This is a genomic window from Nitrospira sp., assembly GCA_030653545.1.
GTDB lineage: Bacteria > Nitrospirota > Nitrospiria > Nitrospirales > Nitrospiraceae > Nitrospira_D.
This window is the reverse complement of sequence record JAURZE010000013.1, coordinates 24,157-39,896: the sequence shown is the minus strand read 5'-3', so window position 1 is coordinate 39,896 and position 15,740 is coordinate 24,157. Positions and strand designations below refer to the sequence as shown.

Below are 15,740 nucleotides of genomic sequence, written 5' to 3'. Positions count from 1 at the left end.
ATTCAGGTATGCAGCACTTTGCGCGCTGATTGCATGGCAGTAGAGGACTCGTTGCAGACGAATTGGCAGGGGTAAATAAGAAAGGATGGAATCCGGCGCGGCGGGAGCCGCGCCGGGGTATCGCTGCTGGTTCGGACTAGTTTGATAGACAGGTGCTCATGAACTTCTTCCGCTCGTCGCCCTTCAAGGTCTTCTCGCCCGCCTCTTTATTGCACGCCTTCATCTTCTCCTGCTGAGCCGTTTTCGCGCTTTTCGCCGGTTTCGCGGAGAGGCACTCCTTCATAAACGCCTTCCGTTCGTCACCCTTCCCTTCTCCCAGCCCCTTCTCGTTCGCTTCCTTATTACACGTTGCCATCTTGTTTGGTTGGCCGGCAGCTTCGCTGGACACCGGGGGCAGCACAAGCACGGCCAAAAAGAGTGAGAGGACGACCAGGCTGGCAATCTTCATGGTGATGCTCCTTGTGTGAGAGGGTGAAGGATCGACGGGGCACTATACCAAAATGCTTAGTGGTTGTCTGTAAGGAGCAGCCCTAGCCCTCAATAGTCGACCCGCATGAGGCAGAGCCCTTGGGGAGGCGCAGTCTTCCCTGCTTTCCGGCGATCTCGTGCGGCGAGAACAGCAGCAAAACTTTCCGGCGCACGCTTCCCCTGGCCGACTTCGACCAACGTGCCTACGATGCTGCGGACCATCTGTTTCAAAAACCTGTCGGCATAGGCTTCAATACGGAGTTCGTGCCCATCGCGAATAACGACGAGGCGTTGGAGATGGCAGATGGGATCTTCGTTTTCGGTCGGTTGCGTTTCGAAGGAGGAGAAGTCGTGCGCACCGATGAGGTGCAGGGCTGCCTGGTTCATCGCCGCATCGTCCAACGGTTTGTAGACGTGCCAGACCAATTGTCGACCCAACGCAGGACGCGGAGACCGGTTGAGGATCCGATATTGGTAGAGTTTGCCTGTGGCTTTGTAGCGGGCATGGAACTCAGGAGGAGGAAAGTCGACGGCGCGGACTGAAATATCGGGAGGGAGATGGGCGTTCAACGCCATCGTCCAGTCATAGGCCGTCATGTCCCGGTCGATGCGAAAGCTGACGACCTGTCCCAGCGCGTGCACACCGGCGTCGGTGCGTCCGGCGGCGACGACGGAGATCGTCTGTTGCGTCACGTTTCTGATCGCGGTTTCGACCGCTTCTTGAATGGTTGGTTGATTGAGTTGACGCTGCCAGCCGGCGTAGTGCGTGCCGTCGTATTCCAGTGTCAGCTTGATTGTTGGCATGCCATGGCCTGAAGGTGCGGCGAGCGGGTTACCGTGCGGTCGGCTTGCCGGTGGCCAGGAATGATTTCACGCCGTTCAGCAGCGAGTCGGCCACATCGCGGATGAACGTATTCTTGCGCAGCAAGTCTTCTTCCGATGGATTGGAGATAAACGCGATTTCAGCCAGGATGCTGGGCATGCTGGTATGGCGAAGCACATAGAATGGCGCAGTTTTTACCCCGTGGTCGGTGACGGTGTAGTGACCGTTCATATGCGTCACGAGAGATTCCTTGGCGGTCCAGGCGAGTTCGAGCGACTCCTCGATCTTTTTCGCCGTGAGCAAATCAGCGACCAGGTATTCCCAGCCCACTCCGGTACTACTCAAAGGCGTGCCGTTTTCGCGGGCGGCGACCTCCAGGGCCCGCTGATCTTTCGCTTCTCCAAAATGGTAAATCTCGATGCCCTTGACCGACCGGGAGGGATGGGAATTCACGTGGATGGAGACGAAAAGATCGGCGTCATGGCTGTTGGCGAACTTGGCCCGTTCTTCCAATTCGACGAAAACATCCTGGTCGCGTGTCATCAAGACACGCACACCGGGCTGCTTGCTGAGCCGATCACGCAGTTGCAACGCCACTTTCAGCGTAATGTCTTTTTCCTCCGTGCCGCGACGGCCGCGCGCACCGGGATCTTTCCCGCCGTGACCGGGATCGAGCACGATGGTCTTGAACGACTTGGCCTGGGGAATCGTCGGCTGCGGCGGCGGCTCGAACGTGCTCGGAGCCGGTGGGGCGGGTGGAGCCGGATTCGATGCGGGGGCGTCCGGAACGGCGATGCCCGGGATCACGTCCACTACCAGCCGCGCAGGGTTCTCGAGAGAGAATTGTTTGTAACGGCGGATAGCGCGCGTCGGCACTGCCACAGTGACGGCCCCGGCGGTGGTCTGCGAAATCTGAAACGGGGCCGGAATGACTCCGCGATCGAGTCTGTGCCTGGCGGCCTGGCTCATCGTGGCATGGGGAAGGAAAAATACCACGTCATCCGAGTCCGCCGATTTGAGTTCGGTCACCTTCGTGTGGCGATCCAGATCGAGCACGAGCCTGGTTCGCTCAGGGGTGGAGAACACGCGAAAGTTTTGCACGGTGGCCGGCATCATTGAGGCCGGGGTGCCTTTGGTTTTACTTTTGTGGGGGCGATGAGAACGGGCGTCGGAAGCGGCCGCAAACGCCTGGTCGAATCCTCCGGTCAGGAGGCCCAGCGTGAGGGCGAGCAGGCACAGGGATGCGAGAGAGATGCGGAACGGGAAAGCCTGCCGAGATCGTAGTCGCATGTGCCTATATTAATTGTAGGGGATAAAAACTTTTCTCAGATGTTTCATCACTTGTCAAGCCGTTGCACCAGTTCCTTCCTGGCATTGACAGAGGGGAACCCGCCCGGTAGCGTGAGCCTATGGCGACTCATCTTATCATTGATGGCTATAACCTGCTCGGGGCCCAGTCTGCCGCGAAGTCTGAGATGGCCAGGGAGTCGCTGTTGCACGACCTGGCCGCCTATCGGCATCGCAAGGGGCATCCGTTGACCGTCGTGTTCGACGGCTGGCAACAGGGGTATCCCGTCGAACATCGCGAGCATCGCGCAGGGGTTCAGGTGATCTACTCACGCCGGGGCGAGAAGGCCGATCAGGTTATTCAGCGGCTTGCGCGCGAGTATGGATCGGCTTGTGCTGTGGTGAGCTCGGATCATGAGATCGTGGCCACGGCCAAGGCGCATGGCGCGACGGTGATGACTGCGCAGTTGTTTATGAGCAAATTGGCAGGGAGCGGACTGTCGTCAGGGAGGATCCAGGGGAAAGAGCTGGATTCGGGAGAGGACGAACGACCCCGCCGGGGACCGGAGAAGAAAGGTAACCCGAGGAAGCTGCCGAAGGCGGTCCGTGAACGGAACCGTCAGCTCAAGCGATTTTGAACAGGCGCTTGGCGTTGCGGGTGGTGGCGAGGGCGATCTTCTCGGGCGACATGGCGACTTCATCGGCCCGAACGGTGGCCAGCTGTTGCGCGACATGCGCGACATAGGCCGGTTCATTGCGCTTCCCGCGAAAAGGGACCGGCGTGAGATAGGGGCAGTCAGTTTCGATCAAGAGTCGATCCAGCGGAACGGTCTTCGCAATGTCACGCAGTGCCGTGGCGCTCGGGAACGTCAGAATGCCGGAGAACGACAGATAAAATCCCAGATCGAGCGCCTCCTTCGCCAGTGCCGCATTCCCTGAAAAGCAGTGAAACACCCCGCCGACTTCAGACGCCTTCTCTTCCCGTAAGATTGTGACCGTATCCGCGTCGGCCTCCCTGGTGTGAATGATCACCGGGAGCCGGAGTTCGTGCGCGAGCTGAATCTGTTCGCGAAACCGGTCGCGCTGCTCTTTCGGCGACGAGTGATTGTAGTGGTAGTCCAACCCGATTTCGCCGTAGGCCACGACTTTCCGATTCCTGGCCAGCCGGCGGAATTCGTCGTACCAGGTGTCTTGAATGTGCTTCACCTCATGCGGGTGCACGCCGATCGAGGCATAGACGAAATCGTGCTGATCGGCCAACGCAACCGCAGACTGGCTTGTGGCAAGGTCGCAACCGATGGTGATGAAATTGTCCACGCCGGCCTCGCGCGCCCGCGCGATCATCGCGTCGCGGTCATCGTTGTAGCGGGCGTCGTCGAGATGGGTGTGCGTGTCGATAAGCATCGTGGTGGCATCCTAGCATGCTGATCGGGGTGATGACGAGATCGGCTGACCTCGATAAAGGGCACTTGACAGCAATGGAGGCAGGATGGTAAATGCAACTCACTTGCAATTAGGAATTGCCGATGGCCGAATCCATTCTCGATAGTTTGCGCGCCGGCGGGAAAAAGCTGACGAAGCCCAGGAAGGCCATTCTCGCCATTCTGGAGCAGAGCACGCTGCCCATTACGGTGGCCGAGATCGCTGATCGGCTGAAGAGGGCGAAGGCGGCGGTGGATTTGGTCACGGTCTATAGAAATGTCGCCATGCTGCAGGAACTCGGGCTGGTGAATCCGGTCGGGCTCCATGAAGGGCAGATGCGGTACGAGGTCCGTCATGGCCGCGAGCATCACCACCATATCCAATGTCGCGGGTGCGGCCGGATCGTCGATCTGATGCTCTGTCCGCTCAAGAAACTGACGGAATTGGTCGAGCGGCAAACCAAGTTTGCGATCGAAGGGCACGCGTTGGAGTTTTTTGGATGGTGCCCGCAATGTCAGTAAGCGCCTCATCATCAGTCCTGATTCGTCTAGGATTGGCAGCAGTGTACCTTGCGCTCGCGCTGGCGCTGAATCCACTCCTGATCGAGCACGACCTCGCCCTCCCGACTGATTCGCACCATAGTGAATCGGATCTCTGTGCCTGGCTCGACCATGTGGCCGGGACTTCGTTGCAGTCCGCCCATCTCACGGTCACGGTTGCGGTGTTGCGTGCCACCGTCGATCTTCTGTTTGAATCCCCGCTCCGATCGGTGTCCCTCTTCGTCGATCCCTCTCGCGGTCCCCCTGTTCTGATCTAGCCCTTTTAGAATCATCGTTTACCGTTTCTCTGCCTCCTGTGCAGGAGAGGATCGGGCGTCTGCCCGTTCGTCCTCCTGTCGAGCGGGCGCTCAAGGGGTTGGGCTGTTCTCCATCTGTATGGCGGACGGTGTTCGATCCTTTCCTGCAGAAGATGCATGGAAGGCGGAGTCAGTACCATTACGAGTGGAGGAGGAATATATGCCGACGTCTGAACCGGATCTGGTGCCTGTGACCGTTCTGACCGGGTTTCTCGGGGCAGGAAAAACGACGCTGTTGAACCGGATCTTGACCACCGAGCACGGCAAGCGTGTCGCCGTGATCGTCAACGAATTCGGCGAGGTCGGGATCGACAACCAACTGGTGATCGGCGCGGATGAAGAGATCTTCGAGATGAACAACGGGTGCATCTGTTGCACCGTGCGCGGCGATTTGCTCCGCATTATCGGCAATTTGCTCAAGCGGAAAGACCGTTTCGACTATATGGTCATCGAGACGACCGGCTTGGCCGATCCGGCGCCGGTCGCGCAGACCTTTTTTGTCGACGACGAGATGAAGCGGCGGTTGTTGCTCGACGGGATCGTCACCGTCGTCGATTCGAAACATATCTGGGAGCATCTCGATACGAGTCCGGAGGCCAAGGAGCAGATCGCATTCGCCGACGTGATCCTCCTGAACAAGATCGATCTGGTTCCTGCCGGCGAAGTTGATCGGTTGGAGGCCAGGATCCGGGCCATCAACGTCATGGCGAAGATCCATCGGACGAAGGATGCGCAGATCGAGATCAACCGGCTGTTGAACATCGGGGCGTTCGATTTGAGCCGCAAGCTGGACATCGATCCCAACTTTTTGGGCGAAGACGCGCATCAACACGATCCCAGCGTCTTCTCTGTGGCGCTGGTCGAGGATGGCGTAGTCGACGAAGGCAGGGTCAACGACTGGTTCCGCGAAGTGCTCTCGACGATGGGGACGAAGATCTACCGGATGAAGGGCATCCTGAATGTCGAGGGCCGCGATCATCGGTTCGTCTTTCAAGGCGTTCATATGCTCTTCGACGGCAAAGCCGATCGGGCATGGAAAGCCGGCGAGCTGCGCAACAATCAACTGGTCTTCATCGGGAAGGATCTTGATCGGGATGCGCTCACGAAAGGGTTCCGGTCATGCCTCGTCTAGCGAAGTCTAAGCCCACGGTCACGGTGAGGCCGGTCGGCTATGCCCGCCTGGATGACTATATCCATCGCGTGGCGTTTTCCGCCGATGGGACCAGGCTCGCCGCTTGCGCCGCTTCCGGGCAGGTGGCGATATGGGACGTGGCGTCGTTTACGCCGGCGTGTCAGATCGCGGGGCATCGGCAGTCGGTGCAGGCGCTCGCCTGGCATCCCATGCGGTTGGAGCTGGCGACCGGCGGGCAGGATGGAGTCGTTGCAGTCTGGGACCCGAGTACCGGCGGCGCTCTGGCCACCGTGGAGGTCGGCGGGCAGGGAAGTTGGGTCGAGCATCTCGCCTGGTCGCCGGATGGCAAGCGTCTCGCGGTGTCCGCAGGGAAGCGGTTGCGACTCTGGGATTGGGCCGCTATGGAGGGGCTGCAACTCGCGGGAGAAGTCCCGGCGCATAAGACGACCATCTCCGCCCTGGCCTGGATGCCGCGCGGCGGCGGAGTCCTGTCGGCCTGCTACGGCGGGGCCTGGTTGTGGAAGCTGGGCAGCGACAAGCCGGTGCGCCCCTTTCCCTATGATGGGGCGCTGTTGTCGATCGCGGTGAACCCAAACGGCGAGTATCTCGCTTCGGGAAACCTTGACGGATCGGTTCATCTCTTTCGCACGGACAGCGAGCAGAATTGGCATATGTCCGGGTATCCGATGAAGGTGACCTCGGTGCGGTTCGACCACGATGGGAAAAATCTGTTTACGGTCTCCGGCCCCGCCCTCGTCGCGTGGAGCATGAAAAAATTCGAGGGGACCGGCGGCCGGTTGTTCAAGGGGCATCTGGGATGGATTCAGGAGATCGCCTGTCATCCCTCTCGCTCGATTGTGGCGACGGCCGGTGAAGACGGCCTCTTGTGTTTGTGGGAACCGCAGACGACGAAGCCGATTCTCAGCCAGGAAGTGAACAAGTCGGGTGGCCTTTCCTCGGTCGCCTGGAGCCCGAACGGTACATGGCTGGCCACCGGCACCAATGACGGGGTCGTGTCGTTGTACTCGGTGGAAGGGATCGGAGGCTGAAGATGAACCTGTTCGGAGGACGCCGCACGATCGATTCGGAACAAGCGGCGCGCATTAAAAGCTGGGTGCGCACGACCTGGGCGTTGTCCGACGACACGACTGTGATGGTGACGGAATTGGAGTGCCGTGAACCTGGTTGCCCGCCGATCGAAACCGTCGTCGCGGTGCTCGAAGGCCCGGGGAAGACCACCCAGCACAAGCTCCACAAAACGGCCGCTGAGGTGACTCAATCGGATGTCGAGGCACTGGCATCAGGAGGGGATCCGCATCATGTCCAGTAAGGCCGCGCGAGTCAGAGCGACCGGCTCCCCGATCTATGTGATCGCCGGCTTTCTGGGCAGCGGGAAAACGACGCTGCTGAAACGGGCGCTGACTCATGAATTGGATCGCGGCGTGAAGCCGGCCGTGCTCATGAATGAATTCGGCGAAGTCGATGTGGATGGAGCCGTCCTGCATGAACATCCCCGGTCCAAAGACATTGAACTGCAGTCGCTGCTGAGCGGGTGTATCTGCTGCGATCTCTCCGGTGAATTCAGCGACAAAGTCGGGCATCTCGTGCGGCATTCCGGCGGAGCGCCGGTGTTTATCGAGACGACCGGACTGGCCGACACCGGTCAGGTGGTCGCCGGCGTCGAACGGGCGTTGTCCTCTGACGCGCAGATCGGCGAGGCCGCGCACTTGGCCTCCGTCATCGTGCTGGTCGATGCGCCCAGATTTCTGAAGCTCGGCGTCTACTGGCCCGCCGCAGATCGTCATCTTTGTCAGGCCGACACGATCATTCTGAACAAGCTGGACCAGATCGCGCCCGACCAGGCGCCGGTCGTTGAGCAACGGATCCGGGCCGCGAATCCCACGGCCCGGGTGCTGCGGGCCGTCCACGCCGATGTGAAAGTGCCGCAGTTGCTCAATGCGGCGCCCGCGCGCCGGGCCCCTGTCGTGACCGACGGCGTCATCAAGGATTCAGCGGTCGGCTATCAAAGCGGCAGTTTCCGGCTCACCTTGCCGGTCGATCCTGCCCGCATGGAAGCCTGGTTGAAGCGGTACGCGCGATCGGTCGTGCGGCTCAAGGGATTTATTCGAGTGGCGGGGAAGACGGGGTTTCACGAGGTGCAGTGGATCTTGGGTTCGTTCTCGGTCACGCCCTACATCGGGCGCAGACAGTCCCACGCCAAGATCGTGGTGATCGGCCGGCGGGTAGCCTGGCAACGGTTTCTGGAGGGACTTGAGCATTGTCTGATGCGGCCGAAGCGTCGAACGACACGTCGGCGCCTGGCCGGGAAGAAGGTCTCGAGATGAGGGAGGAGCGATCATGACATCAATGGCCGATCGGGCGCAGGTGCTGCCGTGAGCGATGACCCAGGCGAGTCCCGGAGGTTCGTCCAAGCCGGTCATGATCGGGGGGCGGGGGAAGGGGCGGCGGAGAGCGCTCCCCGTATGGACGCCCGGTCCACTTCGATCGTCCCGCTGATCGTTCTGTTTCAGCGGGCTTGGGAGCTGGCGCACAGCACAGAGATGTCGTTGGCCCGCCTGGAGCATGCCGCAGAAGCCGGCGCGTTGGCGGAGGCCATGCTGCATCTGCTGGCGGAGGCGGGAGACGAGGAAGGCCAAGCGCGTTGGGCCGTGCGGCTTTCAGAGGTCAGACATTGGTGTGCCGTGGTTCACGATGCGCTGTCAGCGCAAGAGGAGAAGGAATCATGACAACGGTTGTATCCGCAGGAGCTTCGGTGGCCGTCGCCGTGTTGACGGTGTCCGATTCACGGACGCCGGAGACCGATACGAGCGGTAAGACGATTGTGGACCGGTTGACGCAAGCGGGGCATCGGATCGCCGACCGCAAGATGTGCAAAGACGATTTTCAGACGATCCGCAAGACGATTGCCGCCTGGGTCGCCGATCCCACAGTGGAGTTCGTCATTGTGACGGGCGGAACCGGCGTGACGCAACGGGATGTGACGCCTGATGCCGTGCGGTCCCTGTTCACGAAACCGATTCCGGGATTCGGCGAACTGTTCCGCTGGCTCAGCTACGCGGAGATCGGCACCTCGACGATTCAGTCGCGGGCCGATGCCGGGGTGTGCGGCGACACCATCGTGTTCCTGCTCCCCGGCAGCACCGGCGCCTGCCGGCTGGGGATGGAAAAGATCATCCTCCCGCAGCTCGATCTTAATCACAGACCCTGCAACCTGGCTGAATTATTGCCTCGTGTGAAGCAGGAACTTCCGCCGCATGCGGACTAGGAGCGTGATGATGATAGGTCCGATAGACGAGGGGCGGTATGGCCGGCGTGACGAACAGTGAGTCTGCCCGGCGAGTCAACCTGGTGGTTTGCCATCTGGATGGGGCTGCTCGGCAGCCTCGGCGCCTTGGTGCCAGCCTGTCTGGTGCTCTTCATTCCTGACGGATGGCGGCATCGCGCCATGCCGTATTTATTGAGTTACGCCACCGGCACGATGCTGGCGACGGCGGTGATCGGCCTTATCCCTGAGGCCCTGGAGCATATTTCAATTTATGAAGTGGGGATCTCGCTGTTGGCCGGGCTCGTGTTGTTCTTTGTATTGGAATGGACGGTCATATGGAGGCATGCACACGGGGAGGAACCTGTCGAGGAGCAACCTGGCCATGAGCACCACCATGGAGAGGTCCATAAAAAAGGCATGCAGGAAAAAACCGGGATGCTGGTCCTGATCGGTGATGCCGTTCACAACATGGCGGACGGCATTGCCATCGGTGCCGCCTGTGTGGCTTCGCCGGGACTTGGGTTGGTGACAACACTGGCGGTCCTGGGACATGAGGTGCCGCAGGAGCTCAGTGATTTCACGATTCTGCTTTCCAGCGGGTTCTCCCGCTGGAGGGCCTTCTTCTGGAATACGCTGTCCGGGCTTGGGACATTGGTAGGCGTTGTCGTCGCCTATGGAGGGCTTGGGCATGCCGAAGCGATCGTGCCCTACGCGCTGAGTGTGGCAGCCGCCAGTTTCCTCTATATCGGCCTGGCAGATCTCGTGCCGGGGCTGCACGGACGAATGGGCGCGGCCAAGGGAATCTGGCAGTTCGCCATGATGATCGCCGGAATGGTGACGATCGCTGCGCTGACGATGATTCCCCATTGATGAGAGCTTCAGAGGACAGCATGAGAACGGCGCAACTCGGGACCAGCCATATTGAATTGCAGGGGGAGTTACCCCTGCCGGGTGAGCGGTTGGAGGCCGACTTCACGATTCCGGTCGCACGAGCGGCCAGCCGGCCGCTTGTGCCCTCCGATCTGCAGGAGGGACTGGTCGTGGTGTCGACCCTGCCGAACATTGAAAAGCATGCTTGTCTGGCCCAGATCGTTGAACTTGAGGAGCGGAGCCACGAGACGATTCCGCATCTGCGTATCGTCCATGTGTCGGCGGATCACGAAACCCATTGGCGGGAAGTGGACCGGTTCCATCCGAATATCCAGGCCGCCGGCTATTCGCTCTGTTGCGCCGACCCGGCCAGCCGGGAGGCTTTTGTCGAGGCCTTCGGGGTCGGCGTCGAGGGGCACCATCGGATCGCCCACGGATTGTTCGCCTTGCTGGACGGCGTATTCCTGGCAGCGGAAATTCCGGCGGATCAAATGAAGCCGGCGGAAGTCCGGACCTTTCTCCACCGGGTGGCGGCGCTCGTCCGGCACGGTAGGCCGGTTGCGGACGAGCCGGCGCCGTGATGGTGATTCGCGGCGGACAGGTGATCGATCCAGGGCATTGGGTCGGCATGGCGGATCTGTTGATTGATCAGGGGCTGATTGTGGCAGTGGGACCGGGGCTCACAGCATTGGGGCGAGGCCGGGCTCATGAGTCATTTGATGCGCGTGGTCTGTGGATTCTTCCGGGGCTGGTCGACTTACATGCGCACCTGCGCGAGCCCGGCTTCGAATACAAGGAAACGATCGCGACCGGTACGGCCGCAGCTGTGGCGGGCGGGTTTACGACGGTCTGTTGCATGCCGAACACCAACCCCGTGAATGATTCGGCCGAGGTGACCGGCTGGATCGTCAGGCGCGCAACCGCCACGGGCCAGGCGAGGGTCTATCCCATCGGTGCGATCACAAAGGCCTCCCAGGGGCGGGAGCTGAATGATTTTGGCGCCATGAAGCGGGCCGGCTGCGTGGCGGTGTCGGACGACGGCAAACCGGTCATGGATGACGATGTCATGCGACGGGCGATGGAGCTGGCTGCGGCAGTCAATCTGCCGGTGATCGATCATTGCGAGGATCTCAATCTGTCCGGCTGCGGGTGCATGAACGAAGGTCCGGTCTCGCGCGCGCTGGGATGGCCGGCCATTCCTTCCCGGTCTGAAACCAGGATGGTCGAACGGGATATTCAGTTGGCAAGGGAAACCGGAGCCAGGTTGCACGTGGCGCACGTGAGCTCGGCAGGCACGATCGACGCGATTCGCCGTGCAAAGGCTCAGGGATGGCCGGTGACAGCGGAGGCCTGTCCGCATCATTTCATGCTGACCGACGACGCGGTGCGCCGGTCGGGCCCCAACGCCAAGATGAATCCGCCGTTGCGGGGCGAGCAGGATCGCGTTGCGGTGATCGAGGGATTGGCCGACGGCACGATCGACGCCATTGCCACAGACCATGCCCCGCACGCGGAATATGAAAAACAGTGGGGCATGGATCGGGCTCCGTTCGGCATCGTGGGATTGGAAACGGCGTTGGCGCTGACGCTGCGTCTGGTGCAGGAAGGCGGGATCTCGATGGAGCGGGCGGTGGCCTGTCTGACGAGTGTTCCCGCCGGACTCCTGCGTCTGCCGAAAGGCACGTTGAAGCCCGGGGCGCAGGCTGATGTGACCGTGGTTGATCCCGAAGCCGATTGGACGGTCGACCCCGAGGAATTTCACTCGAAGGGGCGGAACACCCCGTTTGCCGGATGGCGATTGAAAGGCCGGGTGGTGCGGACGCTGGTTGGAGGGCGTGTGGTGTTCGCTTCCGATGCATCCAGGCCACAAGGAGGACTGTATGAACGATGAGACCACGCCGTTGTCGGGATTTACGTCCTTTCTCCCTCCGGAGTATCGCGGCGAGTTTTCGTATGAATGGCTGATGGGGCTGTCGCCATTTTCGGACAACACCTGTGGGAGCTGCTATTCGGTACAGCAGGGGCAGTGGGTGAGTTTCGGCGAGCGCGCGGCTGACGAACGGTCGTTGAAGTGCGAACGGGCCGCGTAGGGCGTGGACAAGCAACTTGGGAAAGGAGAAACGCATGGCGAAGATCAGCAGTCGGTTGCGGAATGAAAAGCGAAAGCAGTTGGTAGAGAGGTATGCCGGTCAACGCGCCGCGCTCAAGGCGGTGATCAAAAGCAAGACCAGCAGCGACGAGGACAAACGGACCGCGCAAAGCGCTTTGAACGACTTGCCGAAAAACTCCAGCCCGGTGCGCGTGCGAAACCGGTGCGAGATTTCCGGGCGTGTGCGGGGGTATCTGCGGCGGTTCGCGATGTCGCGCATCGATTTCCGGTTATTGGCGCTGAAGGGAGACATTCCCGGCGTGCGTAAATCCAGTTGGTAGGGAGGTGGAGGTATGTTCGGGGAACGACGACGACGCATCATCGACGACACCACGCCGATCGATTTTAAGAACGTCGAATTTCTGCGGCGGTTTCTGACGGAAACCGGCCGGATTGTGCCGCGGCGGATTTCGGGAAACAGCATGCAACGGCAGCGCGAATTGACGCGGGCGATCAAGCGGGCCCGCCAGATTGCGTTGCTGCCATTTGCCGGGCCGGACGGGTACTGAGGCGGAACGTTCCAGGAGCCGGACAGAGATGATCAACGGAGGGGAGTGCGCCAGTGGCGCGGTGGGAGGCAGTCATGTCGGAGCAGTCAGATAGTGCATCTCCGCCGGAGACGCCGACAGCGGCGCCTTTGCGGGTGACGGTCTTGTGCGGTTTCGTCGGCGCGGGCAAGAGCCGGGTGTTACACGACGTGCTGGCGCAGCGACCCGCCGGCCCGTTGGCGGTGCTCATCCATGATCGGGGCGCGGCGCCCGGTCAGCCGCTTGTCGGATTGGGTGACGGGATCGAAGTAATTCGACTGGGCGAAGTCCTGGCCGAACTGATGCAGGAGTGCGTGAGCTGTTCGTTAGGCGACAGCCTGACGGAGGCGATCATGGCCATCGCGCGCATGCGCCGATTCTCCCGCCTGTTCATCGAGTGTTCGGGGTTGGTGGAACCGATGATGGTGGCGGAAGTATTCAACGAGGCCTGGACCGAGGAGTCGCCGATGGCCTCCCTAGCGCGGCTCGATCAGATCGTGACGGTTGTCGACGCCGAGCGGTTCTGGGACGACGCGCACAGTGCGGACGCTTTACAGGAGCGCGGCCTGAGCTGTGGGGCCGATGACGGCCGCACCTTGTCCCAGCTGCTGGTTGAGCAGGTGGAATACTGCACTATGGTTGTCGTGAACAGGAGCGAGCGAATCGATTCTGAGGCGCGGCAACGTCTGCACGCCCTGTTGAAGTATCTGAACCCGGAGGCCGATCTGCTGCAGGCTTCCGATGGGCCGGAGTTGGCCGACCGTCTGCTGAGTTGTCGTCCGTCTGCCGGCGAGCCGGTCGGTTTTCAGCCCGGATGGGCCAAGTTGATCGAAGGGGCGCCGATGCCCGCGATTCACTCGTCGAATTGGACAGCCGGGGTGTTTCGCGCCACCAGGCCGTTCCATCCTGAACGGCTCTGGGCGTTGATCGAAGAAGAGTGGCCCGGGGTGGAGCGGTGCAAAGGATTTTTCTGGCTGGCATCCCAACCGGACCGGTGTTTTTCCTGGGAGCAGACGGCCGGGGTGCGGCATTTCGAATGTATCGGCGACTGGTGGGTGGCGACTCCGCGGGAAGAGTGGCCGACTGGGAAGGAGTTTCAGCAACGGCTCCACAAGTATTGGACGATCGAGTTTGGCGACCGGCGTCAGGAGCTGGCGTGCATCGGATACGGACTGGATCAGCCGCGCCTGTTTCGACGGCTGCGCGCCTGCTTGCTGACCCCGGCGGAAGTGCTGTCGGGGGAAGAGATGTGGCGATGCTTTGACGATCCCTTTGCCCGTGCGACGCAGGAAGCCGCATCACGCGACGAAGAGTCCGATGCGAATTGAGAAGGGAGAAGCAGCCATGACCACAGTCTTGGAACAAACAGTCAGGAGCTCGCGCCGCAGCCCCGACGACCGCCTGCCGGTGACGGTGCTGTCGGGATTTCTCGGAGCGGGCAAGACGACCGTCTTGAATCATGTCTTGCACAATCGGGAGGGCCTGCGCGTCGCGGTGATCGTCAACGACATGAGCGAGGTCAATATCGATGCCCAGCTGGTCGAACAGGGCGGCGCCGCGCTCAGCCGGACCGACGAGCAACTGGTGGAGATGAGCAACGGCTGCATCTGCTGCACGCTGCGGGAGGATCTGCTGAAGGAAGTGGCGCGGCTGGCGGAAGAGCGGCGGTTCGACTATCTGCTGATCGAATCGACGGGGATCTCGGAACCGATGCCGGTCGCTGAAACCTTTCAGTTCGAAAACGAGCAGGGGCGCAGTCTTTCCGCCGTCGCCCGGCTGGATACGATGGTGACGGTCGTCGATGCCGTCAACTTTCTGAAAGACTATCACGAAGCCGAAGACCTGCGGGTCCGGGGGTTGGGCCTCGGCGAAGAGGATGAGCGGACGATCACGGATCTCCTCATCGATCAGATCGAGTTTGCCAACGTGCTGGTCATCAATAAGGCGGACCTGGTGTCGGAACGCGAGATGGCCGAGCTGTCGGCCATTCTGGCGCGGCTCAATCCCGAGGCGGTCTGTCTGCCCGTGTCCCACGGCCGGGTTGATCTCCGCGCCATTCTGGATACGGGGCGATTCGACTTTGAGCAGGCGAGCCAGGCGGCGGGGTGGATGAAGACCTTGCGCGGTGACGCGCGGTCCGAGGCCGATGAATACGGTATCGCCAGTTGGATGTTTCGGGCCCGGCGCCCCTTTCATCCGGAGCGGGTGTGGCACTTCTTTCAAGAGCCCTGGCCGGGCGTGCTTCGGTCGAAGGGCCTGTTCTGGATTGCCTCGCGCCCGGATCTGATCGCCCTCTGGTCGCAGGCGGGCGGGACCGGCGCCGTCCGCTGGGTGGGGCGGTGGTATGCCGCATTGCCCAAGGCGCAGTGGCCGGAGGATGAAGAAGAATATCAGCGCGTGCAGGGCGTGTGGGATCCGGAGTTTGGCGACCGCAGCCAGGAATTGGTGCTGATCGGCCGCAAGATGGATCAGGCGGCTCTCAGGGCCCGGCTGGAAGCCTGTCTGTTGACGGAGGAAGAGTTGGAGCCGGGGCTGGCGTCCTGGCGCGCCGCCACCGATCCGTTTCCCCTCATGGCGGAACATCCGCCGGAGGATCAGGAGGCCGATGACGATCTGTTGAGGGTGTAAGGGGGCGTGTGGCGACAAGGTGATGTGAACAAGGAGGAGTGGATGGGCCAGCAATGTCAGGTGACGGGGAAGAAGCCTGTGTCGGGCAACAACGTGAGTCATGCCAACAACCGGACGAGACGGCGGTTCCTGCCGAACATCCAGCGAAAGCGGTATTTTCTGCCGGATGAAAACCGCTGGATCACCCTGTCGGTCTCGGCGCACGGGATGAAGATCATCGACAAGAAGGGGTTGGTCCGTGTCGTGGCGGAAATGCGAGCGGCGGGAGAAAAGATTTAACCAGGACCAGGGA

The 15,740-nt window shown here is 61.3% G+C and carries 22 protein-coding genes; 18 read left to right on the top strand and 4 right to left on the bottom strand.

Features of this window, described 5'->3' with window-relative positions:
- Nucleotides 1-136 precede the first annotated feature (136 nt).
- The 3 genes from Q7U39_04375 to Q7U39_04365 form a co-directional block, all read right to left on the bottom strand.
- On the bottom strand, nucleotides 137-448 hold the full coding sequence (locus Q7U39_04375) for a PsiF family protein (protein MDO9117170.1): 312 nt from the start codon (nucleotides 446-448) through the stop codon (nucleotides 137-139).
- A gap of 89 nt (nucleotides 449-537) precedes the next feature.
- On the bottom strand, nucleotides 538-1,272 hold the full coding sequence (gene truA, locus Q7U39_04370) for a tRNA pseudouridine(38-40) synthase TruA (GenBank protein ID MDO9117169.1): 735 nt from the start codon (nucleotides 1,270-1,272) through the stop codon (nucleotides 538-540).
- A gap of 28 nt (nucleotides 1,273-1,300) precedes the next feature.
- A complete protein-coding gene (locus Q7U39_04365) occupies nucleotides 1,301-2,581 on the bottom strand; it encodes an N-acetylmuramoyl-L-alanine amidase (GenBank protein ID MDO9117168.1) in 1,281 nt (426 codons plus the stop codon).
- A 119-nt stretch (nucleotides 2,582-2,700) separates the two neighbouring features.
- On the opposite strand from Q7U39_04365, the gene Q7U39_04360 reads away from it, so the two are divergent.
- Complete coding sequence (locus tag Q7U39_04360; GenBank protein MDO9117167.1) at nucleotides 2,701-3,216, top strand: NYN domain-containing protein; 516 nt, start codon at nucleotides 2,701-2,703, stop codon at nucleotides 3,214-3,216.
- On the opposite strand, the gene Q7U39_04355 is transcribed toward Q7U39_04360, so the two are convergent.
- Entirely contained in the window at nucleotides 3,203-3,982 is a 780-nt protein-coding gene (locus Q7U39_04355; GenBank protein ID MDO9117166.1) for a TatD family hydrolase, read from the bottom strand. The two genes, Q7U39_04360 and Q7U39_04355, sit on opposite strands and share 14 nt — an antisense overlap.
- Nucleotides 3,983-4,104: 122 nt before the next feature.
- On the opposite strand from Q7U39_04355, the gene Q7U39_04350 reads away from it, so the two are divergent.
- The 17 genes from Q7U39_04350 to rpmB all read left to right on the top strand — a co-directional run bounded on the left by Q7U39_04350 (nucleotide 4,105) and on the right by rpmB (nucleotide 15,727).
- The gene (locus Q7U39_04350; GenBank protein MDO9117165.1) at nucleotides 4,105-4,521 is read left to right on the top strand and encodes a transcriptional repressor; all 417 of its coding nucleotides are present in this window, start codon (nucleotides 4,105-4,107) and stop codon (nucleotides 4,519-4,521) included.
- A 41-nt stretch (nucleotides 4,522-4,562) separates the two neighbouring features.
- Complete coding sequence (locus tag Q7U39_04345; protein MDO9117164.1) at nucleotides 4,563-4,817, top strand: hypothetical protein; 255 nt, start codon at nucleotides 4,563-4,565, stop codon at nucleotides 4,815-4,817.
- 199 nt (nucleotides 4,818-5,016) lie between these two features.
- Nucleotides 5,017-5,988 carry a GTP-binding protein gene (locus Q7U39_04340; GenBank protein MDO9117163.1) on the top strand — a complete coding sequence of 324 codons (972 nt, stop codon included), beginning with the start codon at nucleotides 5,017-5,019 and terminating at the stop codon, nucleotides 5,986-5,988.
- Nucleotides 5,976-7,037, top strand: coding sequence for a WD40 repeat domain-containing protein (locus tag Q7U39_04335; GenBank protein ID MDO9117162.1), 1,062 nt, complete (start codon nucleotides 5,976-5,978; stop codon nucleotides 7,035-7,037). The genes Q7U39_04340 and Q7U39_04335 overlap by 13 nt, the downstream gene beginning before the upstream one ends.
- Nucleotides 7,038-7,039: 2 nt before the next feature.
- Nucleotides 7,040-7,318: a hypothetical protein gene (locus tag Q7U39_04330; protein MDO9117161.1), complete on the top strand. Its 279-nt coding sequence runs from the start codon at nucleotides 7,040-7,042 to the stop codon at nucleotides 7,316-7,318.
- On the top strand, nucleotides 7,308-8,333 hold the full coding sequence (locus tag Q7U39_04325; GenBank protein ID MDO9117160.1) for a GTP-binding protein: 1,026 nt from the start codon (nucleotides 7,308-7,310) through the stop codon (nucleotides 8,331-8,333). The genes Q7U39_04330 and Q7U39_04325 overlap by 11 nt, the downstream gene beginning before the upstream one ends.
- A 48-nt stretch (nucleotides 8,334-8,381) precedes the next feature.
- The gene (locus Q7U39_04320; GenBank protein ID MDO9117159.1) at nucleotides 8,382-8,735 is read left to right on the top strand and encodes a hypothetical protein; all 354 of its coding nucleotides are present in this window, start codon (nucleotides 8,382-8,384) and stop codon (nucleotides 8,733-8,735) included.
- Nucleotides 8,732-9,274: a molybdenum cofactor biosynthesis protein B gene (moaB, locus tag Q7U39_04315; GenBank protein MDO9117158.1), complete on the top strand. Its 543-nt coding sequence runs from the start codon at nucleotides 8,732-8,734 to the stop codon at nucleotides 9,272-9,274. Before Q7U39_04320 ends, moaB begins: the two co-directional genes overlap by 4 nt.
- Nucleotides 9,275-9,331: 57 nt before the next feature.
- Nucleotides 9,332-10,144, top strand: a complete 813-nt coding sequence (locus Q7U39_04310; GenBank protein MDO9117157.1) for a ZIP family metal transporter — start codon at nucleotides 9,332-9,334, stop codon at nucleotides 10,142-10,144.
- Nucleotides 10,145-10,164: 20 nt separating this feature from the next.
- A complete protein-coding gene (locus Q7U39_04305; GenBank protein MDO9117156.1) occupies nucleotides 10,165-10,725 on the top strand; it encodes a hypothetical protein in 561 nt (186 codons plus the stop codon).
- Nucleotides 10,725-12,035, top strand: coding sequence for a dihydroorotase (locus tag Q7U39_04300; GenBank protein ID MDO9117155.1), 1,311 nt, complete (start codon nucleotides 10,725-10,727; stop codon nucleotides 12,033-12,035). The genes Q7U39_04305 and Q7U39_04300 overlap by 1 nt, the downstream gene beginning before the upstream one ends.
- A complete protein-coding gene (locus tag Q7U39_04295) occupies nucleotides 12,025-12,234 on the top strand; it encodes a hypothetical protein (protein ID MDO9117154.1) in 210 nt (69 codons plus the stop codon). The genes Q7U39_04300 and Q7U39_04295 overlap by 11 nt, the downstream gene beginning before the upstream one ends.
- A 34-nt stretch (nucleotides 12,235-12,268) precedes the next feature.
- Complete coding sequence (rpsN, locus tag Q7U39_04290; GenBank protein ID MDO9117153.1) at nucleotides 12,269-12,574, top strand: 30S ribosomal protein S14; 306 nt, start codon at nucleotides 12,269-12,271, stop codon at nucleotides 12,572-12,574.
- A 12-nt stretch (nucleotides 12,575-12,586) separates the two neighbouring features.
- On the top strand, nucleotides 12,587-12,802 hold the full coding sequence (rpsR, locus tag Q7U39_04285) for a 30S ribosomal protein S18 (protein ID MDO9117152.1): 216 nt from the start codon (nucleotides 12,587-12,589) through the stop codon (nucleotides 12,800-12,802).
- A 74-nt stretch (nucleotides 12,803-12,876) separates the two neighbouring features.
- Nucleotides 12,877-14,148, top strand: a complete 1,272-nt coding sequence (locus Q7U39_04280; protein MDO9117151.1) for a GTP-binding protein — start codon at nucleotides 12,877-12,879, stop codon at nucleotides 14,146-14,148.
- Nucleotides 14,149-14,164: 16 nt separating this feature from the next.
- Nucleotides 14,165-15,448: a zinc metallochaperone GTPase ZigA gene (gene zigA, locus Q7U39_04275; protein MDO9117150.1), complete on the top strand. Its 1,284-nt coding sequence runs from the start codon at nucleotides 14,165-14,167 to the stop codon at nucleotides 15,446-15,448.
- Nucleotides 15,449-15,490: 42 nt separating this feature from the next.
- Nucleotides 15,491-15,727 (top strand): 50S ribosomal protein L28, encoded by a 237-nt coding sequence (rpmB, locus tag Q7U39_04270; protein MDO9117149.1) that lies wholly within the window; start codon nucleotides 15,491-15,493, stop codon nucleotides 15,725-15,727.
- The last annotated feature ends 13 nt before the right edge of the window (nucleotides 15,728-15,740 follow it).